The organism is Subsaxibacter sp. CAU 1640 (assembly GCF_023156585.1).
Lineage (GTDB): Bacteria > Bacteroidota > Bacteroidia > Flavobacteriales > Flavobacteriaceae > JBPOFM01.
In genome coordinates, this window is sequence record NZ_JALNMI010000002.1 from 206429 (window position 1) to 228378 (window position 21950).

A 21950-nucleotide genomic window follows, 5' to 3' on the forward strand; every position below is an offset into this window, starting at 1 on the left:
GAAATTATGGGAGCAGAATTTGTAATTATGCCGCTGATGATAGCAGCTGTTTTTGGAATCTTTTATCTGTATTATTCAACACGCAACAAAGAGCGTTTGGCGCTGATAGAAAAAGGAGCAGATGCCAGCATTTTTGTAAAAGGGAAAATGCATACGGCACCTGTTTGGAAAGTGTTGATTTTGAATTTGGCTTTACTGCTGATGGGTATTGGTATTGGAACATTTATCGCCAATATTTTGGAGACTTTGACAGACCTTGATGAAGGACCTCTCTACGTAGGCACAATTTTCCTTATGGCTGGTCTTGGACTTTTTGTAGGGTTCAATATGACAAAAAATTTGGATAAAGAATAATTAATCTAACCAACCAATCTCTTAAACTGCCAATCGAATTGATGGCAGTTTTTTTTTGCTTCATTTTAAAGTATCTTTATGGCATCAATAATAAAACAATACTTAAATGAAAAAATACTTAATCTTGCTGTGCGCAACGATGATGTTCTTTGGTTGTAAAAAAGATAAAGAAACCGCCGATGAAGGCACCGACACCGATCAAATGAGTGAATTTGAAACAACTTTGAGCGATTATTATGAGGAGAGTCTTAAAATGTATCCTCTTAATGCTACTTCTGCTGGTGATAATAGGTATAATGATCAGCTGCCAAATGTGCTTACAGATGAATTCAGACAAAAAGAGAAACTATTTTACACCACTTATCTTAAGAAAGCAACTGCTTTGAACGATGAAGATTTATCAGAATCCGAACGCTTGAGTAAAGAAATTCTTATTTGGGAGTGTAATATCAACCTTGAAAGATTAGAGTTCAGGGAAGATTTGACACCTATCAATCAAATGTGGACACTTCAATTAAGCATTGGTCAATATGCTAGTGGAACCAGCGCACAACCATTTGAGACTGTAGAGGATTATAAAAATTGGATTAAACGTTTAGATGGCTATTTAAACTGGATGGCACTTGCAGAAGAAAAAATGGCCGAAGGCATCAAATCGGGAAATGTATTACCAAAATCACTTATAGTAAAAGTATTGCCACAATTGGAAGCAATGACTAATCCTAATATTGATGAGCACTTATTTTATACTCCAATAAAGAATTTCCCAGATAGTTTTACAGATGCAGAAAAAGAAGAACTTACCATTCTCTATAAAAACTACGTAAATGACAAAATTATTCCAGCTTACACAAGTTTACATAACTTTATGTCGACAGATTATTTGAAAGCAGGAAGAACAACAAGTGGTATTGCTGATACTCCTAACGGAAAAGAGTATTATGACCACCAGATAAAGCTTTATACTACTACAAACATGACTGCTGATGAGATACATCAATTGGGCTTGAATGAAGTGGCAAGGATTTTGTCAGAAATGGAAAAAGTGAAAGAACAAGTTGGTTACAAAGGCTCATTGGTTTCATTTTTTGACCATGTGAGAAACAATAAAGAATTAATGCCTTTTGATACGGCCCAAGGTGTCATTGACAACTTCAACAAAATTCACGAAACGATGCAGCCTCAATTGGAGCGCTTATTCGATATGAAACCAAAAACACCTTTTGAAGTGAGACAGACAGAAGCCTTTAGGGCTGCATCTGCCAGTGCAGAATATAATCCTGGTTCTTTAGATGGTACTCGTCCAGGTATTTTTTACGTTCCTATTGTAGATGCTAAAACCTACAATATTTTTTCCGATGAATCCTTGTTTTTGCACGAGGCCATTCCAGGACACCACTACCAAATTTCCTTGCAACAGGAAAATGAAGATTTGCCAGATTTCAGAAAAACACTTTGGTACAGCTCTTATGGCGAAGGATGGGCTTTATATTCAGAATCTTTGGGTAAAGAATTGGGATTATACTCTGATCCTTATCAATACTTCGGAATGTTGAGCGCAGAGATGCATAGAGCCATTCGATTGGTTGTAGATACTGGTTTGCACAGTAAAGGATGGACTCGAGAGCAAGCTATCAAATATTCTTTGGAAAATGAAGCGGAAAGCGAAGCAAGCATCACATCTGAAATTGAACGCTATATGGCTAATCCTGGTCAGGCTTTATCTTATAAAGTAGGTCAATTGAAAATTCGTGAACTGCGAGCTAAAGCGGAAGCAAAGTTGAAAGACAAATTCGACATTGGAAAATTCCACAACCAAGTTTTAGAATCTGGGTGTGTACCACTTGAACTTTTGGAACGAAAAATCGATACTTGGATATCTTCAACTTTAAGTAATGCATCATAAAATTTCTTTCATCATCTGTTTATTGACTGCAAGTCTTTTTGGTCAAACTACCATTAAAGACAAGCAAACAGACTATCCTGTTTCATACGCCAACATCTCTTTTGGTAATGGAAATGGAATGTTTGCAGATGATGAAGGCTTATTCATCTTTACAGAAAAATTATATTCCGATGTCGATTCGCTTTACATTTCGGCATTGGGATATAAACCTGTAACCATTGCAACTTCCAATTTGGAAAAGACCATTTATCTGGATATCGATGTTGATGAATTGAACGAGGTGGTCATTCGAACAAAAATCGACCGAAAATTCAAGGAAGAAACCCTCAAGCCGTATTTGGATGATGATTATTACCATTGCTGGCTACCAACGATTGAATCTGAAATTGCTGTATTTTTTCCAAATGAGAATGAAGAAGACAAAAAGATTGTGACAGTTCATTTCCCGATTACATTAGAATCCAAAGACTGGGAAAAGCGCAACAAGAAAAATGCAGAAAAGCAACCGTTTTCAACACTTTTCAAAGCTAAATTTTATGCGAACAAAAATGGTTCTCCAGGTAAAGAACTTCTCTATGAAACGATTGTGTTTGGAGCTACAGAAAAAGGTGGCGATGTCTATAATCTTGATGTGTCAAATTATGATATAATGATGCCTGAAAACGGTATTTTTGTTTCGCTTCAAGTGTTAGGATATACGGATGAAAATGGCAAATTACTTCCGAATAAAAAGTACAAGGAAATCAAAACAGGTAACGAAATTGTCAAAATTCCGACAAATTTCAGGCCACTTCTACCATTTACAGATGAACTTGAAGAAAGCCGCACTTTCATCAAACGTGTATTTTTAAACAATAATCAGTGGTCTGTATTTGAAAAAGACAGCGACGTACAATCTGGACTATTGAAAACAGGCCATAAAAATTACGGTATTGGATTGACTTTTAATGTGTATAAAGATGAATAGTCCTTGGCATTTATATGCAATGGCAGCAATGTATGTTTTTGCCGGAATTATGCATTTTGTAAAACCTAAAATGTATATGCGCATAATGCCACGTTACCTTCCACAACACAAATTATTGGTCTTTTTAAGTGGTATTGCAGAGATTTTGCTAGGAATTGGTCTTTGTTTTGAAGCCACAAGAGAACTTTCCGTTTATGGCATAATTGCAATGCTCGCAGTATTTTTGCTTGTACATTTCTATATGCTATCTGGCGAAAAGGCATCAGCAGGCATTCCAAAGTGGATTCTTATATTGCGAATTCCATTGCAGTTCTTTTTGATGTATTGGGCTTGGTTCTACTTGTAAAAAACTATTCTACCTCAAAATCAAAATAGGTATCCGGAAAAGGTTCCCAACGAAGTGTAAAATGCCACCATTCATTGGCATAATTTCTAAAATTGTGCTTTTGCATCACTTTTTGAAGTAATTGTCTGTTGGCTTTTTGTTCTTCCGAAATATCCTTATAGGCGACCCACGATTCTTCACCAAAAAAATCAAACGGACTTCCCATATCCAAGGGTTCACCCGTATTTCCATCCGTTAATGTTAAATCAACAGTGCTACCTCGGCTATGCCCAGAACGCGACGAGATATAACCTTCATTGAACAGATTTCGCTTCTCTACTTTTGGGTAATATTCCTGTTTGTTGATAGTATCTCCCAGCATTCGCGCCCATTCCACAAAATGATTCACAGCTCTTTGCGGTCGATAACCATCATAAACTTTCAAGCAAACATTCTGCAATTGCAATTCATCTTGAACCAATTTCAAGGCTTCTGCTGTTTGATGTGTTAGAATAAGATTATTTGATTTGTAACCTCTGATCGTGTCTCCTATGAAATTGTTTGTAGAATAGTAACGTAATTCCACATCCAAATCCGGTATCACCTCTTTGACATACACAAAACCTTCAGGCAATTTGGCACTCTTTTGAGGCACAAACATCAAAAACAACAGCAGCGATATTATAATTTTGTAGTTCATAAGCTTTGAGCTAATTTAGAAAAAATTATAGGATGGATTTGTTTTCTTCTCATAAAACTATATTTAATCTTCCAAATGCCGAACTGATTTACATTCCTGATTTTTATAAGGTTAAAGAAGCAAATGGATATTTTGAAGCGTTGACGCAGGATATTCCTTGGCAACAAGACGATATAAAGGTATTTGGAAAAACCTACAAACAGCCAAGGCTTACAGCACTTTTCGCGAATAACAATTTACCATATAGTTACTCAAATATCGTTATGACTCCCAAAAAATTTACCAAACAGTTGCTGGACATCAAAACAGATATTGAGAGAGAAACACAACACAAATTCACTTCTGTATTATTGAATCTTTATAGAAATGGAAACGACAGTAACGGTTGGCACGCTGACAACGAAAAGGAATTGGGTAAAAATCCAGTGATTGCTTCGTTGAGTTTAGGAGAAAGTAGATTGTTTCACTTCAAACATCGACATATCAATGATGAAAAGCACAAATTAGAACTCAAACACGGAAGTTTGCTGATTATGAAAGGAGAAATGCAACACTACTGGCTGCATCAAGTTCCTAAAACCAAAAGAAAAATTGGCGAACGAATAAATTTAACCTTTAGGACCATAAAAGAAAAAGTCGAGGTCCCTCAACCTCGACTTTCCTAATTTGCTTTCGTTTTATCCTGCAGATTTGGGGTCTCCAAAGTCAACAACATAATGCAAATATTAATTAATTAATCCATTGAACTAAAAACTAAATTTTAGTACACTTCAAATGTAGAATTATATTTCAATTTATCTGCCGAAATACAAATAAAATCGTTGAAATACATTAAATTTTAACATTTACCAATGAAATATTACTTTTTATCGATGAAATGCACTGTTTTAGGTCATTTAAAATGAAACAAGTTGTCATCAAATAAAATTTATTATTGGCTCATACGTTTATCAAATAATCTTTAATTTTAGTCAAAATTGTATTTTCAAAGAGATGAAAAAATTATTCATATTTATTTTTTTAGCCAATGGCCTTTTGAGCTATTCACAGGAAGCCTCGTATACATCAACAGAAATTCCAATTTCAAAATTTATTGACGGTACTTTGTTGACGCCAAACGATGGTGCGGAATCTCTAGCGATTATTTTGGCTGGTTCTGGACCAACAGACCGAGATGGCAATCAAAATTTCCTGAAGACCAATAATCTAAAAAAGCTTGCAGTTGCATTGACCAATAATGGCATTGCAACTTTTAGGTATGATAAAAGAATCGTAAAACAAATAAGAAAAGGAAGTCTTGACCCAAATATTAAGTTTGATGATTTTGTTACCGATGCCATTGCCACTATAGACTATTTTAAAGCTAAAAATAATTTCAAAAAGATTTATATCATTGGTCACAGTCAAGGTAGCTTGGTTGGTCTATTGGCTGCAAAGGACAAAGCCCATGGATTTATTTCCCTTGCTGGTGCAGGACAAACCATAGACAAAGTAATTACTGAACAGGTGCAAAAAACTGCTCCAATGTTCATTGAAGACACGAAACGTGTGTTCGGAATCCTAAAAGAAGGCAAAACAACCACCGAATATCCACCAGCTTTGGCATCTATATTTGATATCAGTGTACAGAAGTTCATAGCCAATTGGATGAGCTACGATCCTGTTGAAGAAATCAAGAAGTTGGACATTCCTATATTGGTCATCAATGGTACCAAAGACCTTCAAGTGAGTGTCGAGGAAGCCAAATTGCTCAACGATGCTGGAAAAAATTCAGAACTTAAACTGATTGAGAAGATGAATCACGTGCTTTTTATCATTGAAGGAGATGATTTGGAAAACTCTAAATCTTATAACGATCACGCCGGCAAAGTCTCTTCAGAACTTATCGAAACAATCATTAGCTTTATAAAAAAGTAAATTCCATTTTTATAACATCAAAAAAGCACCTCAAAAGAGGTGCTTTTTCTATTAACTAACCAACCAAAATGTGTAATGTTAACAATCTACAAAGGTTAACTACTCCTTTTTGTGATGTAGAGCATAATCAATTACGATTTATAGTATTCAAACTCCGTGCCAAAAAAAATAGTTTGGAAATTAAAACAAAACATTATATCTTTATGATATCATTTTAATATCATATTAAATTTATAAACTTACCGATCATGAAAGAAGAGAAAATTATCGTCCCTGCCAATGGCTATTTAATGCTATTCCTGTTTTTAATCTTGTTTTTTGGAGGCATTTTCGCCATTCCGTTTACAAAAAATCCTTGGTTTGCCTTAGCTATAGTTGCTGCAATTCTTATTGCACCAGGATTTGTTATGGTGCAGCCTAATAATTCTAGAGTACTGTTGCTTTTTGGCAAATATGTAGGCACCGTCAAAAAAAATGGTTTTTATTGGGTGAATCCGTTTTACACCAAAACAAAGATTTCTTTGCGAGCCAGTAATTTTGACAGCGAACGGTTAAAAGTCAATGATAAGCTGGGAAATCCTGTAATGATCAGTACCATTTTGGTATGGCGTGTTGAGAATACTTTCAAGGCGGCATTTGATGTTGATAATTTTGAAAATTTTGTTCGGGTACAGACCGATGCTGCCGTGCGTAAATTGGCTAGTATGTATCCATATGACAATTTCGCTGACGAAGGCCTTGATGAGGATATTACCTTGCGATCAAGTGTCAATGAGGTAAGTGAAGCGCTTGAAAAAGAACTTGAAGAGCGTCTTGCCATCGCTGGAATTGAAGTGTTGGAAGCAAGAATTGGTTATCTGGCATATGCCCAAGAAATTGCAAGCGCGATGTTGAAACGCCAGCAAGCCACAGCCATTGTGGCTGCACGTCATAAAATTGTGGAAGGCGCAGTGAGTATGGTGGAGATGGCTCTTGACGAGTTGGGCAAAAAGCAAATAGTGGATTTGGATGAAGAACGTAAGGCCGCTATGGTGAGCAATCTAATGGTTATCCTTTGTGGAGATAAAGACGCTTCCCCTATCGTAAATGCAGGAACTCTAAATCATTAAAATGAACGAATACAAAGTTATTAATCCATCATTGGGTTTTAGAAACAGAATACAAAAACTTGAAGATTTGTTGAATACTCATGCTCGAGAAGGCTGGCGAGTGTGCTCGATGGTAGACAATGGTCACGGCTCGGTATTTATGATAGTATTTGAGCGCGATAAAAATAGATAGCATGAAAAACGAAAGACCCAAAATCAAAGTTCCTTTAGCGCCAATAGATGTTATTGTCGACATGCTTTCTTTGGCACTTGTAGTGATGCTCATCATTTATACTGCTTTGCAAATTCAGGATATGCCTGAAACTATTCCAACGCATTTCAATTTTAAAGGTGAGGCTGATGGTTTTGGTAGTAAGCATACAATGTGGCTCTTACCAGCCATAGGTATAGCGATGTTTGTGGGTTTCAATATTCTTAACAGATATCCTCACATTCATAACTATATGGTGAATATTACGGAAGAGAATGCTTTGAAAAATTACAGATTCAGTACTCGAATCTTGCGTTTTGTGACGTTATTTACGATGATTTTATTTGCTTATATCCAATATTCAATTGTATCAGCCGCAAACGGCAATCATTCACCTATTGGACCTTGGTTTGTTACTATAGTTATCGGTTTGAGCATAGCATTACCTATTTATATCTTTATTCATACAAAAAAAATGAACAGATTATGAAAAACTTTTTAGTTTACTTATTACTGCTGTTTTCTTCATTTTTATTCGCACAAAAAAGCATTGTTTCAGAAGAAATTCTTATCAAAAATGACAGTATTTTGCTTCCGGGAACATTAAGCTTCAACAGCGAACCTGAAAAACAGCCATTAATCATATTTGTAAGCGGTTCAGGAAATCCAGACAGAAACGGTAACCAACCGCAATTTGGTGTCAATGGCAATTATATTAAACAATTATCGGATGCTATGACCGACAAAAACGTAGCGTTTTTCCGCTTTGATAAGCGTAACGTCACCAAAGAAAACATTCCCCAAATTTTAAAACATTATGTCTTTTCAGATTTGGTAGATGATGTCACAGCAATAATAGAGCATTTTAAAAACGACCCACGCTTTGATAGCATTACATTGGTTGGACACAGTCAAGGCTCATTAGTCGCGATGATGGCTGCAAACCAATATGTTGATAAATATGTTTCCTTGGCCGGAATAGGAGAACCTGTTGGAGGTACACTAGTTAGACAATATTCTGCACAGAATGAATCGCTTGGTAAAAATGTAGAAGAACACATCAAAGAATTATCAGAAACTGGAACCATCAAGGAAGTCAATCCAAATCTGGCATTGCTCTTTAATCCCAAAAATTATAGTTTTTTAGCAGAATATTTGGTTTTGAATCCACAGGAAGAAATCAAAAAATTAAATATTCCAGTTCTAATCATTAATGGTACTAAAGACATTCAAGTTAAAGAAAAGGATGCTGAAAATTTATTGTTGGCAAAACCTGACGCAAAAATGGTCATAATTGAAAATATGAACCATGTGCTAAAAAACATAGAAAAGGATGAAGACAATTTGGCCTCCTACTCTTCGCCAGATTTTCCTTTATCTCAAAAATTGGTTTTATTATTAGAAGATTTTATAAAACAATAAAATGTCCAAGAAAAAAGCCTTTGCATTACGAATCAATGAAGATATGCTCAAAGCAATTGAGAAATGGGCCTCTGATGAATTCAGGAGCACCAATGGACAGATTGAGTTTATGTTGATGCAAGCTTTGAAAGACTCCAATCGAGCTCCAAAGAAAAAATCAAACAACACTGACAACAGCGACTCACAGTAGTCGCTTTTTTAAACCCTTAAAATGTAGTATTTTGCGGATTAAACTTTAAGATAATATGAAGCCCATCTTTAGAAGCATATTTTTTACAATTAGTTTCCTTTTCATCAATTCCATTGTATTTGGTCAAAATTTAACGGTTGAAGAAGCTAATAATAAGTTTGACACAAACTTTCAATTGCCAGTAGCGGTTGACTCTATAAAATTTACCAGCTTTGAAATATCATTTAAGACACTTGACAAAAATCTCAAAATTGAACAAGTAGTCCTGGATAAAAAACTGGCAGCTGGATCATTAGATTTCAGTTCGAATAATGATTTATATACCATTAAATACATTGGTCAAAATGAAATTTCAATAAGTAAAAAACAAAAGATTTTCTATCTCCATCTATTCACAAATAGTATATACTCAAAAACAAAACTGCTTAAAATTGAATCAATAAACTTCCTTAATTCCGATGGAGGTGTTACAATGAATTCAAAAGTTGAAGAAACCGAAGCTAATAAATTTGTTCTATTCAAAAATGACGGAATTGTATTTGGAATCTTAATGATTGCGTTAGGCTTTGTCTTTTACACAGAATCAAAAAAATCAGGATTTTGGCCAAAATTCTACAAATATGTTCCCGGATTATTGATGTGCTATATGATTCCTGCCGTTTTCAATTCACTCGGATTGATTGATGCAGATGTTTCGCAGACGTACTATGTGGCGAGTCGTTATTTATTGCCTGCATCGTTGGTATTGCTTACCATAAGTATTGATTTAAAAGCTGTTTTTAACCTAGGATGGAAAGCTTTGGTAATGTTTTTTACAGGAACCATTGGTATTGTCATTGGTGGACCCATAGCCATTTTAATCATTTCGACCTTTTCACCTGAAACTGTAGGTGGCGCAGGTTTTGATGCTGTTTGGAGAGGTCTTGCAACCTTGGCAGGAAGCTGGATAGGTGGTGGAGCCAACCAAGCTGCCATGTTGGAAATCTATGAATACAATCAAGAACTTTACGGTGGAATGGTATTGGTAGATATCGTTGTCGCGAATATTTGGATGGCTGTTTTGCTTTTCGGAATCGGGAAAAAACAAAAAATTGATAATTGGTTAAAGGCCGATAATTCTGCAATTGACGAACTGAAACACAAAGTTCAAACGTTCACGGAAAAAATTACGAGAGTGCCAACCTTGACCGATTTAATGATGATTCTAATGTTCGCTTTTGTTTCTGTAGGAATTGCGCATTTTGGAGCTGATAATATCTCTAAATATTTAGTTGAAAATTTTGAATCCGTCAGCAATCCAAAAAGTGCCCTCTCCTCTTTTGGGAGCGACTTTTTCTGGTTGATTTCCATCGCAACATTGATGGGAATAGTGTTGTCTTTTACAAAAGCCAGAAACTATGAAGGCGCAGGTGCAAGTAAGGTTGGAAGTGTTTTCATTTATGTGCTTGTTGCCACTATCGGTATGAAAATGGATTTGGGCAAAATATTTGAAAACCCCGGATTGATTCTTATCGGGTTGGTCTGGATGGCAATTCACGCTGGTTTATTGATTTTGGTGGCAAAACTCATCAAAGCACCTTACTTTTTCTTGGCAGTTGGAAGTCAGGCAAACGTAGGTGGTGCAGCATCAGCCCCAGTGGTTGCAGCGGCATTTCATCCTAGTTTAGCTACCGTCGGAGCCTTGTTGGCAGTGTTTGGATATGTAGTGGGAACTTATGGAGCAATTTTGTGTGCCGAACTTATGAAAATAGCTTCGGCTGGTTAGTTTTTATTGAATAATTATAGCATATTTGCGCTCCAAAATTTCAAATCATTTTATGAAGAAAATATCAGCTTTACTCGCTTTGATTTTAATGTTGTCCTGTGCAGAAGATAAACTAAATTTTGTCCTTAAAGGAAACATTAAAGATTTAATGAAAGGAACCGTTTACCTTCAAAAATTGAATGATACGACATTGGTAACCATCGATTCATTGGTCATCAACGGAAACCCTGAATTTGAGTTAGGAACTGAATTGGAATCTCCAGAAGTGCTGTATTTGAAATTGCACAAAAATGACAATGAGGAGCACATCATTCCTTTTTTTGCTGCAGAAGGCATCACAGAAATAAATTCCAATTTGAAAAATTTTGAATTGGATACTAAAATAAATGGTTCAAAACAGCAGGAAAAGTGGGCAGAATACAAAAAAATGATGAAACGTTTTCAAGACCAAAACCTCGACTTGATAAAAGATAATTTTGATGCTCAAAAAGACAAGGACACTGCAAAACTCAATGCTACGATTAAATCTCACGATAATCTTTTAAAAAGGAGATACTTATACACAGTCAATTTTGCCATCAATAATAAAGATAGTGAAGTAGCTCCATATCTTCTTGTATCTGAAATTTATGATGCAAATCTTAAATATTTAGACACCGTAAATAAAGTACTTTCTCCAGAGGTCAAAGCTTCAAAATACGGCAAAGAATTGCAATATTTGATTGACAAAAGAAAAGCCGATAGCATTTAAGGCATTTATATTTTAGAATAAACACCCCTCCTGTGCGTTAAAATGTTAAGTTTAACTCGGCCAAAATTGGCTTTTCGACGTATATAAGTCTTGATGAAACTTAACAAAAAACGACTCAAAAAATTCATAAAACCTATTGGTTTTAGCTTACTCGGCCTTCTTCTTGCATTCATCTGCTTTTACGCAAGCATCTATTTTGGGCTTTGGGGAAAAATTCCATCGAGTGAAACCATTGCTGATTTAAAACAAAGTCAGGCCACGCAAATTCTTGATAGAAATGAAGATTTGATAGGTAAACTTTACATCTACGATAGACAATCCATCAAATATTCGGACTTTCCTCAACATCTATTGGATGCTTTGATTGCCACGGAAGATGTACGCTTTTATGAACACAATGGCGTTGACAACAAAAGTTTATTGCGAGTTTTTTTTAAAAGCATTTTATTGTCTGACGATTCTTCGGGCGGAGGAAGCACCATCACTTTACAATTGGCAAAAAATCTTTTTGGAAGAGATCGTTCAGGTGCTATAGGCCTTGTTGTCAACAAAATCAAAGAAAGTATTGTTGCCAAAAGGATTGAAAAAATCTACTCGAAAAAGGAAATATTGACTATGTATCTCAACACAGTTCCGTTTCCTGACAACACTTATGGTATTGAAAGTGCTTCTGAAAAGTTCTTTAATGTTCGCACGAAAGATTTGAGTCTTGTACAATCAGCAATTTTGGTCGGATCGTTGAAAGCTAACCATTATTACAATCCGAGATTGTTCCCAGACAATGCAAAACAAAGAAAAAATGTGGTGCTTCAGCAAATGGTCAACTATGGTTATTTGGATACTGAAAAGGCGAATGTAACGAAACAAGAAGATATTGTTTTGGACTATGAGTTCTATGCGCCAAATCAAGGATTGGCTCCATATTTTAGGGCAGAAATCAAAAAACAGTTGGATACTATCTTGGAACAGAAACAATTCAGAAAGCCGAATGGTGACAAATACAACTTGTTTCACGATGGATTGAAAATATATACAACGTTAGACAACACGATGCAACGTTATGCTGAAGAAGCGATGCGAGAGCATATGAAGGATTTGCAAAATCAGTATGAGAGAGCGTATGGAAAAAATGCGCCTTGGCTAAAAAACAAACCTGCATTTATTGCTGCAAAAAAACGTTTAGAAAGATATAAAGCCTTAAAATCACAAGGCCTTTCAGAAAAAGACATCAATGATTCTTTGAGCAAACCTTATGAAACTGAACTATTTTCTTGGGATGATGAGAAAGGAGAAGTGCAATCACTATCTACATTGGATAGTTTAGAATACTATATGAAATTTTTGAATGCTGGAATGATTTCATTGGACCCAAAGTCAGGTGAGATACGAAGTTATGTTGGTGGTATTGATTATAGATATTTTCAATTTGATCATATTTCACAAAGCAAGCGACAAGTGGGATCTACTTTTAAACCAATCGTGTACACTGCTGCTCTTGAAAATGGTATGCCGCCTTGCACCTATTTTCCGACCAAAGCGATTACTTACACAGATGTTGATAATTGGACACCAACCAATTCGTCCGATATTCCCGATGATGATAATTTGAATTATTCACTGGAAAAAGCATTGAGCAATTCGGTGAATACAGTTGCCGTTAAGGTTTTATATGAAACAGGCATTGAAACGGTAATTAACCAAGCTCATAAAATGGGCATCAAAAGCGACATCGAAGAAGTGCCATCAATTGCTTTGGGTTCTGCAAATTTGAGTATGATCGAGTTGGCAAAAGTTTATACACCTTACGTAAACGAAAGTGTTCCGTCGACACCAATTTTCATCACAAAAATCGAAGATAAAAACGGAAACTTAATTGCTTCCTTTGAGGATTTATATCCGAAAGCCAAAAATAAAGAGAAAGCGTTTAAAGATGAAACACGACAAGCAATGTTGGAATTTATGAAAGCTACGGTAAATGAAGGAACGGCAAACCGACTTCGCTCGAAATACCAACTCAACAATGCCATTGCTGGCAAAACGGGAACAACTCAAGATAATAAAGACGGATGGTTTGTGGGCATCACACCTAAATTGATAACAGTTACTTGGGTTGGAAACGATAATCAGCAGATTGGTTTTAGTTCAACAGGAATTGGTCAAGGTGCCAATTCGGCTCTTCCTATTTTTGCGAAGTATTTTCAGAAACTCAATAGCGATTCAAACTACAATGCCATAACTCAAGCATCATTTGAAGAAACTGCGCCAGAGGTTTTGAATTCTTTGGATTGTGAACCAACCAAAAAAGATGGTTTCTTTAAGCGACTGTTCAAAAGTGACAAAGACACGAAAACATTTGAAAAGAAAGAGAAAAAAGGAATTTTTTCTTGGTTGAAAAAGAAAAAGGAATAGTCCTTAAAAACAAAAAAGTCCAGTCTTATGACTGAACTTTCAGATTCCTACTTCCGTAGAATTTAGAGCCGATGGAGGGACTCGAACCCACGACCTGCTGATTACAAATCAGCTGCTCTAGCCAGCTGAGCTACATCGGCTTTAAGAGACTGCAAATATAATTGCGAAAATCATATTTGCAAATCTTTTCAAAAGAAATTATCCTAACTTATTTACTTTTTCGATAAGCTCACGACCTTTAGTTTCCAATTCGTTTTGGATAGACTTGAAATGTGCTTTCTTGTTTTCAACTTTTTTGTCGTTTACTTTAGCTATCAACTCGTCAAAAGTGTCAATTGCTTCATCAATAATTGCTTCGCTCTCTTTAGTATCTTTAGATGTATTGTTGTATTCCCAAACATAAACTGCCTCAATAATATCACCCAAAACATAGTTGATGTCTTTCTTTAAATTTCTAACATTTGCCATTTTTACTGAATTTATTTTGGGCAAAATTACACGAAATGTTGGGATTAAATGTTATAATTATTCTAATATTATCAAACGTTCAATTTATTTTCATAGCTTTATACCATGAATCCGAAAGAGATGCAACATACTATGCAGTATAATATTTGGGCACAACAGTGTTCCTATAAGATGTATATTAAACGTAATAGACATTTGCCGCATCTTTTCAGTATAAGTTAACAATAATATTTTTTAACCATAACTTAAAAGGTGCTTCATTAGAAAGCACCTTTTTTATTTTTAGCAAGTCTAATTTTTAAATTTTTTATTATGAAACGTTATCAAGACAAAAAAATGCAAATCAAAATGATTATCAAAAATGCCTGTTCAATTTTTTCATTGAATCATGGCAGAATCCTTGAACCTTTACCTCTATTGTTATACCCATAAAATTAAAATATCATGAAAGCAAATTTCAAAAATCCAATACATACCAATGTTCAATTCGTAGTGACCAAAGCTACAAGTAACCCTAACGGTTTTTTACTTCCCAATATTCTCTTCGACCGAATAAAAACCGTCGCAACCTATCCCATTAAAGAATTCTATTCCAACGAGTCGCCGCAAGTGAGTGATTATAAGTTCAAAATGCATAAGAATGCTTTTTTGAATGACCAACTCACTATCCAAGCGCAATTGATTCAAACACATTCTGAAAAACTGATGGTTAGCGTGATTGTGACCAAACGCAAGAAAGCTTCCAAAACAGAGGAAACTATTTCTAGTGCATATTTTGATTTTCCTTATATGGAAACTAACACGCACACACAAATAGCCATTTAAGAGAAGAAATTCCCGGAGTCTTCTACAGGTTTCGGGAATTTTATTTTATATAAACCTCTAGTAATTCTGAATCCATTTCAGGCTTAATGTCAATCTTTTCGATTGCTGCAGGTATCAAAACAGTTTCTCCTTTTGATAATTCTGTTGAGATGCCATTCGCCTCAATAGTCAGTTTACCTTTTACGCACATATAAATGATAAAAGAATCAAGATCATTGATCTTACTGATTTCAGTTGTGACTGGAAGAAAATTTGTGGTAAAGTAAGGACAACTGACCATTTCATTCGATTCATTTTGATTTTTTTCATAGCCAACTCTAAAATCATTTAGCATATCAAAACCAATGGCATCCAGCGCCAAATCATTATGCAATTCGCGCTCATTACCTTTGTCATCCTTTCGGTCCCAATCGTAAACTCGATAGGTAATGTCGCTGGTTTGCTGTATTTCTGCCAGCATCACTCCTGCTCCAATGGCGTGCACGCGACCAACTTCAATAAAATAGGTATCTCCAGTGGTAACAGCATCAAAATTCAAAATCTTGGTCAATGATTTGTTTTCGAGATGTTCCAAATATAATTCTGGAGTGACTTTTTGATTAAATCCAACTATCAAATTTGAATTTTCATCGGCCTGCATCACATACCACATTTCTGTTTTCCCAAAGGAATTATGGCGTTTTGCCGCCAATTCATCATTCGGATGCAATTGAATGGATAAGTCTTCTTTTGCATCAATAAATTTTATGAGCAACGGAAATTTATTTCCAAATTGCTGATAATTCTTCTCGCCCAAAAAGTCCGCCTTGTAAGTACTCAACAAATGCTTTAACGATTGTCCAGCTAAACTACCATTTTTAACAATTGAAGTATCCCCTTCTACGTCGCTTATTTCCCAACTTTCACCAATATTTGGCAAATTGGTATCTTTATTAAGAATTGTTTTGAGTTTTTGTCCTCCCCAAATTTTGTCTTTCAGGATTGGTTTGAATTTGATTGGATAAAGAGTGCTTTTCATTTTAGATTATTGCCCGGAATACGACACAAAATTACGAGGTGTTTCGTATAAAGTCACCTCAAGATGGTTAGAAAATTTCAACCTTGGTTTGATTTTATTATAAATAACAACAGCAATATTTTCGGCTGTTGGATTTAGATTTTTGAATTCAGACACTTCAAGGTTCAGATTTTTATGATCAAAAGCATCTTCAATTTCTTCTTTGATGATGTCTTTCAATACCTTTATATCAATGACATAACCTGTTTCCTTATCAATTTCGTCAGTAACGCTCACAATTAGTTCATAATTGTGTCCGTGAAAGTTTGGATTGTTGCATTTGCCAAAAACCTCATCGTTTTTTTCATCAGACCAATCCTTTCGATATAATCGATGAGCTGCATTAAAATGTGCTTTTCGGCTAACGGTTACTCGCATCAGTCTTTAAATTGATATGTTGATAATATTTATCAAAAATGATTTTGAACCATTCTGTATAAACATCAGGCTTTCTTTCAATATCTTGTTTGATAGCTTCCAAATCCATCCATTTCCAAGCGGATACTTCCTCTGGATTCAAATTTGGTTCATCATTGTAATACCCGACCAGAATATGGTCAAATTCGTGTTCGGTAAGGCCATTGTCAAAAGGTGCTTTGTACACGAAAGATATTGTGTCCTTCAACTCGGTTGTAAAACCCATCTCCTCTTGCAACCTTCTCTTTCCTGCCTCAATATTACTTTCTCCCTCACGTTGATGGCTGCAACACGTATTTGTCCACAGATTTGGCGAATGATATTTGTGAGCAGCTCTTTGCTGAAGCATCAACTCATTTTTGTCATTGAAAACAAAAACCGAAAATGCTCGATGCAATAAGGCTTTTTCGTGCGCCTCCAGCTTTTTCATAGTGCCAATTTGCTCATCATTTTCGTTGACAAGAATCACTTTTTCTTCTTTCATAGAAGACAAAATTACAAAATACACGTGTTTTTCAGATTGCTGTTAAGATTTTTTTAAAAAGAAAATACCCTGCCTGAATAACAGGCAAGGTATTTAGGAAAGTAAACTGGGCTATTAATCAATTTACTCCCGGATGATGAACATCGATCTTCTATTAAGTTGATGTTCTTCTTCAGTGCATTCTTCCCCATTAGAGCACTGATTTATCAATTGTGTTTCACCATAACCTTTGGCAGAGAGTCTATTCTTGGCTACACCTTTTGAGTATAACCATTGCAATGTTGACTGTGCCCTTCGTTCAGATAATTTAAGATTATAAGCATCCTTTCCTCTTGAATCTGTATGCGACTCAATGTGAATTTTTAATTGAGGATATTCATTCAATGCAGTCAAAATTTTTGCCAACTCAATTTCGGCATCAGGACGGATGTCAGATTTATCAAAATCAAAGTAGATGGGCTGAAGTGTTAAACGGCATCCTAAATCTTCTGGAGGACAAGGGTCTGACGGTTTTAAGGACATTGGAATTTTCAACATAATGGGCATCTTCATAGACTTTGAATCTTTAGGCGTTTCCACAATTTCTTCCTTCGGATTGTAACCTTCTTTTTGAGCGCGAATAATATATTGTTTGTTGCATTCCAACACAAATGAGAAAATAGCATCAGCACCAGTAACAACGCGATTCAATTCATTATAATTAATATCCAACAACACTACTTCCGCATTTGGAATAATCTCTTTTGTTGCTTCGTCTAAAACAGGTCCCTCAATTGTGATTTCGCAGCGCTCCCAAATTTGATAAATATCATCACTGACGCTGCCTTTATCACCATCCCTATTAGAAGCAAAGTATCCTATTCTATCTTCTTTAATAATGAAACTGAAATCGTCTTTAGCGCTATTGATCGGTTCTCCGAATGTAGCAATCTCTTCGTGACCTTCATCAGTCAATTTTGTGACAAAAATGTCAAGTCCACCCATACCAGCGTGCCCTTCGCTCGAGAAATACAAATTGTTTTCAGCACTCACAAAGGGAAAGGTTTCTCTAGCAATAGTATTCATTGGTTCACCCATATTAACAGGATTGCTGAAAATATCATCTCCAAGAATCTTAACATACCATATATCTGACATACCTATTGAACCTGGCATATCTGATGCGAAATAAAGTCTATCTTCATTAGGACTTAAAGCTGGATGACCTACCGAATAACTGTCGTTATTAAAAGGCAATTCTTTTACTTCACCCCAAGTATCTCCCGTTTTTTTAGCACTGTAAATCTTTAATCTTACAACGTGTTCTTTATCTCGTTTTTTCTTACCATCCAAATAATTATTTCGTGTGAAATACATTGTTTTTCCATCTTTTGTAAAAACGGCTGTCGATTCGTGATAAGGGGAATTGATATCACCTTTTAACGCTTCAGAATTGGTCAAGGTTAGTTTCCCATCGAGTTTTGCCTGATATAAATCTAAAAAGGGCTGATTGTCCCAGCCGGAAAGGTCAACAGAATTATTATCAAATGTATTAAGAGAGCTATCACTTGATGTAAACACTATTAAGCTATCACCATAAAATGTGGGTCCAAAGTCTGAAAACTCTGTATTGATTGCAACTTTCTCAATCTCAAAAAGTTTATCTTGAACACCTTTTTTGAACAAGGTATCAGCAACATTTTTATAAAATGATAGAGCTATGGCTTTACCACCTTTTGATTTGTAAACATCCATCAACTTCTTCGATTCTTCAAGTTGATTGATACTTTTTAAACATTGAGCAGCTCTAAAATAATCAGTTGTCGTGGCATCATCTGGAAATTCTTTAATCAGATTATAATACCATTTTGCAGCACCAGAATATTCACTATTGAAATAATAGGTATCACCTAATTTTCTGTAAATTTCTGAAGACTTATAGCCATTTTCTACAACTTTTAGATAAATCTGTCTGGCATCGATGTAGTCATATTTATCGTATTTCAGATTTGCTTTTTCCAATTTCCCAACTTGAGAAACTGAAACAAGACTGAAACCAAAGAACATAAGACATATAATAGTTTTAAATGTTTTCATAATCTGTAAGTTTAGAAAAATCTAGGAGTTAGGATACGCTCTGTTTTGTTGAAAATGTCAAATCGCAGGAATATTTCGTAAGAACCATCGCTGTATTTTTCAATATCGGTTGTTTGGAAGTCATAGCCCATCCCGATGAAAAATTGATCTGAAATTTGAAAGCCAGCCATAGCGCTGACTGCAGCATCCCATCTGTAAGCTCCACCAAGTATGAACTTCTCATTGAACATAAAGTTTGCCGAAACATCTGCTTGCAACGGAGATCCACTTACTGCCTTAAACATCGTGGCAGGTTTAAATTTTACATTTTCACTAATATCAAATACGTAACCAGCAATTAAGAAGTAATGAAGTCTTTCAACTGCAAGTGCATTTTGGTTAACGTCATCTATATTTTCAGAATTATAATGTTTGGAATTCAAAAAATTAGGAACCGACAATCCAACATAAAACTTGTTAGTATTAAAATAGACACCAGCACCTATTTGAGGCTGAAACTTTTTGTCAACATTATTGATAAATTGAGGATCCAATTCATCATAAATGTTAAGCTTGGTATAATCCACGTCCAAAATATCAAGCCCTCCTTTTAATCCAAAAGAAAGTCTTGAAGCATCAGAAAGTACCAACGCATAAGAATAGTCTACCACAAAATTAGTTTCAGTAGAAGGTCCTATTTTATCGCTTACTATTGAAAGTCCAAGTCCCATTCTTTTAAGCTCTCCTAAAGGAGTGCTCGCAGTGAAAGTTCCAGTCTTTGGCGCGCCATCAAAACCAACCCATTGGGTTCGATAAAGCAATCCTAAACTTGCATGCTCTAGAGAAGTAATGTAAGCTGGGTTTACACTCTGCGTGTTATACATGTATTGCGTGTATTGGGCATCTTGTTGAGAGAAACCCAAACTTGTAACGCATAAAGTCAGTATTATTAAGATATAATGTTTCATGAGATTCGAGATTTAGTTTCTTTTAATGTATAAGTATCCTTCATTGGTCAGTGTTTCTCCACCACTCACAAATCTTTTTAGAACGTAGAAATAAGATCCTGTTGGTAGTTCTTCATTTTTGCTGACCGTTACCCTTCCTTCAGAGACACCTCTAAACACTTTTCCATTGATTCCATAACCATCCATTTCGTAGAGTAACACGCCCCAACGATTGAAAATTTTGAGGTTATTGTTAGGATAGTTTTCAATGCCAACAATTCTAAAGAAATCATTCTGACCATCACCATCTGGAGAAACAGCATTGAAGATTTCAAATTCTTCAGCTAATATTTCCGGTAAGATTGTGACAGTAGGGTCATCCGGTTCTCCATCATTGTTGTTATCTATGTTATCAAAATTAAATGGATCATCCGAATCATCTGTAACTCTTTCACCATTACTATCCATAGCGATGACTGTTGCCTGATTTGTGACAAACCCATTAATTATATCGAGATCAGTAATCACGTATGTTGCGGTATAGGTAGAATTGTCCGTTTCACCAGACAGGAGTTGAGATATCATATTTCCACTCATCATTATATTTGGCAACTCATCCTCTAGAACGATATTAAATAGCGTCGAATCTCCTGTGTTATATAAGGTGAAAGAATAACTTATTGTTTCTCCAGCTTGGGCTGATCCATCACCATTAGTATCATTAAACACACCCACTTTTTCAAGTGAGATTGAAGCTACTATATTTGGAATACATAGGGTGACTTCTGTTATATCATTTTCAAGAATGCTATTATCGTCTGATAGATCACTAACATTTGTACCATTGCTAACACCAATTACTGTTGCCTGATTCATTACTACTCCCAAATCAATGTCCACTTGCGTGATGGTATAGTCCGAAGTGTAGATCCAAATCTCGTCAACATCAAGCTCGCCGTCAGAATCCGTGTCGCCTGATGACAGGGCAATCGTGCCCCCAAGCATCGGATCGTCCAGAACAACATTGGTGATCGAGGCGTTCCCCTCGTTGGTCACGGTGAACGTGTAGGTAATTGTCTCTCCGACATCACTACAGCTGTCGCCGTCACCATCGTTGAACACGCCTGTCTTGATCAGTGCTATCGCGGCCGATTGGCAGAGCGTGGTAACGGTCGTATCGTCTTCGGTAATGCTGTTGTCGTCCGAAAGGTCGCTCACATCCACACCTCCCGTGCTGGTTCCGGTCACCGTTGCCTGGTTGCTCACCTGGCCTGCATCGATGTCCGTTTGTGTGATGGTATAGTCCGAAGTGTAGATCCAAATCTCGTCAACATCAAGCTCGCCGTCAGAATCCGTGTCGCCTGATGACAGGGCAATCGTGCCCCCAAGCATCGGATCGTCCAGAACAACATTGGTGATCGAGGCGTTCCCCTCGTTGGTCACGGTGAACGTGTAGGTAATTGTCTCTCCGACATCACTACAGCTGTCGCCGTCACCATCGTTGAACACGCCTGTCTTGATCAGTGCTATCGCGGCCGATTGGCATAGCGTGGTAACGGTCGTATCGTCTTCGGTAATGCTGTTGTCGTCCGAAAGGTCGCTCACATCGACTCCGCCCGTACTGGTTCCGGTCACCGTGGCCTGGTTGCTCACCTGGCCCGCATCGATGTCCGTTTGCGTAATGGTATAGTC

The 21950-nt window shown here is 36.2% G+C and carries 23 protein-coding genes and 1 tRNA gene; 15 read left to right on the plus strand and 9 right to left on the minus strand.

Annotation, left to right across the window (positions count from 1 at the left end; translation table 11 throughout):
- The first annotated feature begins 6 nt into the window (after positions 1 to 6).
- From M0G43_RS05460 to M0G43_RS05475, 4 genes are all read left to right on the plus strand, one after another.
- On the plus strand, positions 7 to 354 hold the full coding sequence (locus tag M0G43_RS05460) for a DUF6249 domain-containing protein (protein WP_248024201.1): 348 nt from the start codon (positions 7 to 9) through the stop codon (positions 352 to 354).
- A gap of 106 nt (positions 355 to 460) precedes the next feature.
- Complete coding sequence (locus tag M0G43_RS05465; RefSeq protein WP_248024203.1) at positions 461 to 2260, plus strand: DUF885 domain-containing protein; 1800 nt, start codon at positions 461 to 463, stop codon at positions 2258 to 2260.
- Positions 2250 to 3227 carry a hypothetical protein gene (locus M0G43_RS05470; RefSeq protein ID WP_248024205.1) on the plus strand — a complete coding sequence of 326 codons (978 nt, stop codon included), beginning with the start codon at positions 2250 to 2252 and terminating at the stop codon, positions 3225 to 3227. Before M0G43_RS05465 ends, M0G43_RS05470 begins: the two co-directional genes overlap by 11 nt.
- Positions 3220 to 3573, plus strand: coding sequence for a MauE/DoxX family redox-associated membrane protein (locus M0G43_RS05475; protein ID WP_248024207.1), 354 nt, complete (start codon positions 3220 to 3222; stop codon positions 3571 to 3573). Before M0G43_RS05470 ends, M0G43_RS05475 begins: the two co-directional genes overlap by 8 nt.
- 4 nt (positions 3574 to 3577) lie before the next feature.
- Here the strand turns inward: M0G43_RS05475 and M0G43_RS05480 are convergent, their stop codons facing one another.
- Positions 3578 to 4252: a M15 family metallopeptidase gene (locus M0G43_RS05480; protein WP_248024208.1), complete on the minus strand. Its 675-nt coding sequence runs from the start codon at positions 4250 to 4252 to the stop codon at positions 3578 to 3580.
- Positions 4253 to 4284: 32 nt separating this feature from the next.
- Between M0G43_RS05480 and M0G43_RS05485 the strand changes: the two genes are divergently transcribed.
- The 10 genes from M0G43_RS05485 (at position 4285) to M0G43_RS05530 (ending at position 14005) form a co-directional block, all read left to right on the plus strand.
- Positions 4285 to 4917 carry an alpha-ketoglutarate-dependent dioxygenase AlkB family protein gene (locus M0G43_RS05485; RefSeq protein WP_248024210.1) on the plus strand — a complete coding sequence of 211 codons (633 nt, stop codon included), beginning with the start codon at positions 4285 to 4287 and terminating at the stop codon, positions 4915 to 4917.
- A 328-nt stretch (positions 4918 to 5245) separates the two neighbouring features.
- Positions 5246 to 6169, plus strand: coding sequence for an alpha/beta hydrolase (locus tag M0G43_RS05490; RefSeq protein ID WP_248024212.1), 924 nt, complete (start codon positions 5246 to 5248; stop codon positions 6167 to 6169).
- Positions 6170 to 6417: 248 nt separating this feature from the next.
- Positions 6418 to 7278, plus strand: a complete 861-nt coding sequence (locus M0G43_RS05495; protein ID WP_248024214.1) for an SPFH domain-containing protein — start codon at positions 6418 to 6420, stop codon at positions 7276 to 7278.
- Position 7279: 1 nt separating this feature from the next.
- Positions 7280 to 7450, plus strand: coding sequence for a DUF4177 domain-containing protein (locus M0G43_RS05500; protein WP_248024216.1), 171 nt, complete (start codon positions 7280 to 7282; stop codon positions 7448 to 7450).
- 1 nt (position 7451) lies between these two features.
- Positions 7452 to 7958, plus strand: coding sequence for a DUF1648 domain-containing protein (locus M0G43_RS05505; protein WP_248024217.1), 507 nt, complete (start codon positions 7452 to 7454; stop codon positions 7956 to 7958).
- On the plus strand, positions 7955 to 8890 hold the full coding sequence (locus M0G43_RS05510; protein WP_248024219.1) for an alpha/beta hydrolase: 936 nt from the start codon (positions 7955 to 7957) through the stop codon (positions 8888 to 8890). Before M0G43_RS05505 ends, M0G43_RS05510 begins: the two co-directional genes overlap by 4 nt.
- Before the next feature lies 1 nt (position 8891).
- Complete coding sequence (locus M0G43_RS05515; protein ID WP_248024220.1) at positions 8892 to 9080, plus strand: Arc family DNA-binding protein; 189 nt, start codon at positions 8892 to 8894, stop codon at positions 9078 to 9080.
- 472 nt (positions 9081 to 9552) lie between these two features.
- Positions 9553 to 10845: a DUF819 domain-containing protein gene (locus M0G43_RS05520; protein ID WP_248024790.1), complete on the plus strand. Its 1293-nt coding sequence runs from the start codon at positions 9553 to 9555 to the stop codon at positions 10843 to 10845.
- A gap of 52 nt (positions 10846 to 10897) precedes the next feature.
- Complete coding sequence (locus M0G43_RS05525; RefSeq protein ID WP_248024221.1) at positions 10898 to 11596, plus strand: DUF4369 domain-containing protein; 699 nt, start codon at positions 10898 to 10900, stop codon at positions 11594 to 11596.
- Positions 11597 to 11689: 93 nt separating this feature from the next.
- The gene (locus tag M0G43_RS05530) at positions 11690 to 14005 is read left to right on the plus strand and encodes a transglycosylase domain-containing protein (RefSeq protein ID WP_248024222.1); all 2316 of its coding nucleotides are present in this window, start codon (positions 11690 to 11692) and stop codon (positions 14003 to 14005) included.
- A gap of 66 nt (positions 14006 to 14071) precedes the next feature.
- Here M0G43_RS05530 and M0G43_RS05535 read toward each other — a convergent pair.
- A tRNA-Thr gene (locus M0G43_RS05535) sits at positions 14072 to 14145 on the minus strand.
- 58 nt (positions 14146 to 14203) lie between these two features.
- The gene (locus M0G43_RS05540) at positions 14204 to 14473 is read right to left on the minus strand and encodes a hypothetical protein (protein ID WP_248024225.1); all 270 of its coding nucleotides are present in this window, start codon (positions 14471 to 14473) and stop codon (positions 14204 to 14206) included.
- Positions 14474 to 14917: 444 nt separating this feature from the next.
- On the opposite strand from M0G43_RS05540, the gene M0G43_RS05545 reads away from it, so the two are divergent.
- On the plus strand, positions 14918 to 15298 hold the full coding sequence (locus M0G43_RS05545; RefSeq protein WP_248024227.1) for a hypothetical protein: 381 nt from the start codon (positions 14918 to 14920) through the stop codon (positions 15296 to 15298).
- 40 nt (positions 15299 to 15338) lie between these two features.
- On the opposite strand, the gene M0G43_RS05550 is transcribed toward M0G43_RS05545, so the two are convergent.
- The 6 genes from M0G43_RS05550 to M0G43_RS05575 all read right to left on the minus strand — a co-directional run bounded on the left by M0G43_RS05550 (position 15339) and on the right by M0G43_RS05575 (position 21911).
- Complete coding sequence (locus M0G43_RS05550) at positions 15339 to 16316, minus strand: type I phosphomannose isomerase catalytic subunit (protein ID WP_248024229.1); 978 nt, start codon at positions 16314 to 16316, stop codon at positions 15339 to 15341.
- A 6-nt stretch (positions 16317 to 16322) separates the two neighbouring features.
- Complete coding sequence (locus M0G43_RS05555) at positions 16323 to 16733, minus strand: 6-pyruvoyl trahydropterin synthase family protein (RefSeq protein WP_248024231.1); 411 nt, start codon at positions 16731 to 16733, stop codon at positions 16323 to 16325.
- Positions 16717 to 17256 (minus strand): isopentenyl-diphosphate Delta-isomerase, encoded by a 540-nt coding sequence (idi, locus tag M0G43_RS05560; RefSeq protein ID WP_248024233.1) that lies wholly within the window; start codon positions 17254 to 17256, stop codon positions 16717 to 16719. The genes M0G43_RS05555 and idi overlap by 17 nt, the downstream gene beginning before the upstream one ends.
- A 123-nt stretch (positions 17257 to 17379) precedes the next feature.
- Positions 17380 to 19332 (minus strand): OmpA family protein, encoded by a 1953-nt coding sequence (locus M0G43_RS05565; protein ID WP_248024236.1) that lies wholly within the window; start codon positions 19330 to 19332, stop codon positions 17380 to 17382.
- An 11-nt stretch (positions 19333 to 19343) separates the two neighbouring features.
- A complete protein-coding gene (locus M0G43_RS05570; protein WP_248024239.1) occupies positions 19344 to 20279 on the minus strand; it encodes a type IX secretion system membrane protein PorP/SprF in 936 nt (311 codons plus the stop codon).
- A 12-nt stretch (positions 20280 to 20291) separates the two neighbouring features.
- Complete coding sequence (locus M0G43_RS05575) at positions 20292 to 21911, minus strand: gliding motility-associated C-terminal domain-containing protein (RefSeq protein WP_317231447.1); 1620 nt, start codon at positions 21909 to 21911, stop codon at positions 20292 to 20294.
- Positions 21912 to 21950: the final 39 nt, after the last annotated feature.

What these genes read in the sequence shown, in the direction of transcription:
- M0G43_RS05460 (WP_248024201.1), top strand. Translation starts at nt 7, where the DNA reads ATGGGAGCAGAATTTGTAATTATGCCGCTGATGATAGCAGCTGTTTTT.
- M0G43_RS05465 (WP_248024203.1), top strand. Translation starts at nt 461, where the DNA reads ATGAAAAAATACTTAATCTTGCTGTGCGCAACGATGATGTTCTTTGGT.
- M0G43_RS05470 (WP_248024205.1), top strand. Translation starts at nt 2,250, where the DNA reads ATGCATCATAAAATTTCTTTCATCATCTGTTTATTGACTGCAAGTCTT.
- M0G43_RS05475 (WP_248024207.1), top strand. Translation starts at nt 3,220, where the DNA reads ATGAATAGTCCTTGGCATTTATATGCAATGGCAGCAATGTATGTTTTT.
- M0G43_RS05480 (WP_248024208.1), bottom strand. Translation starts at nt 4,252, where the DNA reads ATGAACTACAAAATTATAATATCGCTGCTGTTGTTTTTGATGTTTGTG.
- M0G43_RS05485 (WP_248024210.1), top strand. Translation starts at nt 4,285, where the DNA reads ATGGATTTGTTTTCTTCTCATAAAACTATATTTAATCTTCCAAATGCC.
- M0G43_RS05490 (WP_248024212.1), top strand. Translation starts at nt 5,246, where the DNA reads ATGAAAAAATTATTCATATTTATTTTTTTAGCCAATGGCCTTTTGAGC.
- M0G43_RS05495 (WP_248024214.1), top strand. Translation starts at nt 6,418, where the DNA reads ATGAAAGAAGAGAAAATTATCGTCCCTGCCAATGGCTATTTAATGCTA.
- M0G43_RS05500 (WP_248024216.1), top strand. Translation starts at nt 7,280, where the DNA reads ATGAACGAATACAAAGTTATTAATCCATCATTGGGTTTTAGAAACAGA.
- M0G43_RS05505 (WP_248024217.1), top strand. Translation starts at nt 7,452, where the DNA reads ATGAAAAACGAAAGACCCAAAATCAAAGTTCCTTTAGCGCCAATAGAT.
- M0G43_RS05510 (WP_248024219.1), top strand. Translation starts at nt 7,955, where the DNA reads ATGAAAAACTTTTTAGTTTACTTATTACTGCTGTTTTCTTCATTTTTA.
- M0G43_RS05515 (WP_248024220.1), top strand. Translation starts at nt 8,892, where the DNA reads ATGTCCAAGAAAAAAGCCTTTGCATTACGAATCAATGAAGATATGCTC.
- M0G43_RS05520 (WP_248024790.1), top strand. Translation starts at nt 9,553, where the DNA reads ATGAATTCAAAAGTTGAAGAAACCGAAGCTAATAAATTTGTTCTATTC.
- M0G43_RS05525 (WP_248024221.1), top strand. Translation starts at nt 10,898, where the DNA reads ATGAAGAAAATATCAGCTTTACTCGCTTTGATTTTAATGTTGTCCTGT.
- M0G43_RS05530 (WP_248024222.1), top strand. Translation starts at nt 11,690, where the DNA reads ATGAAACTTAACAAAAAACGACTCAAAAAATTCATAAAACCTATTGGT.
- M0G43_RS05540 (WP_248024225.1), bottom strand. Translation starts at nt 14,473, where the DNA reads ATGGCAAATGTTAGAAATTTAAAGAAAGACATCAACTATGTTTTGGGT.
- M0G43_RS05545 (WP_248024227.1), top strand. Translation starts at nt 14,918, where the DNA reads ATGAAAGCAAATTTCAAAAATCCAATACATACCAATGTTCAATTCGTA.
- M0G43_RS05550 (WP_248024229.1), bottom strand. Translation starts at nt 16,316, where the DNA reads ATGAAAAGCACTCTTTATCCAATCAAATTCAAACCAATCCTGAAAGAC.
- M0G43_RS05555 (WP_248024231.1), bottom strand. Translation starts at nt 16,733, where the DNA reads ATGCGAGTAACCGTTAGCCGAAAAGCACATTTTAATGCAGCTCATCGA.
- idi (WP_248024233.1), bottom strand. Translation starts at nt 17,256, where the DNA reads ATGAAAGAAGAAAAAGTGATTCTTGTCAACGAAAATGATGAGCAAATT.
- M0G43_RS05565 (WP_248024236.1), bottom strand. Translation starts at nt 19,332, where the DNA reads ATGAAAACATTTAAAACTATTATATGTCTTATGTTCTTTGGTTTCAGT.
- M0G43_RS05570 (WP_248024239.1), bottom strand. Translation starts at nt 20,279, where the DNA reads ATGAAACATTATATCTTAATAATACTGACTTTATGCGTTACAAGTTTG.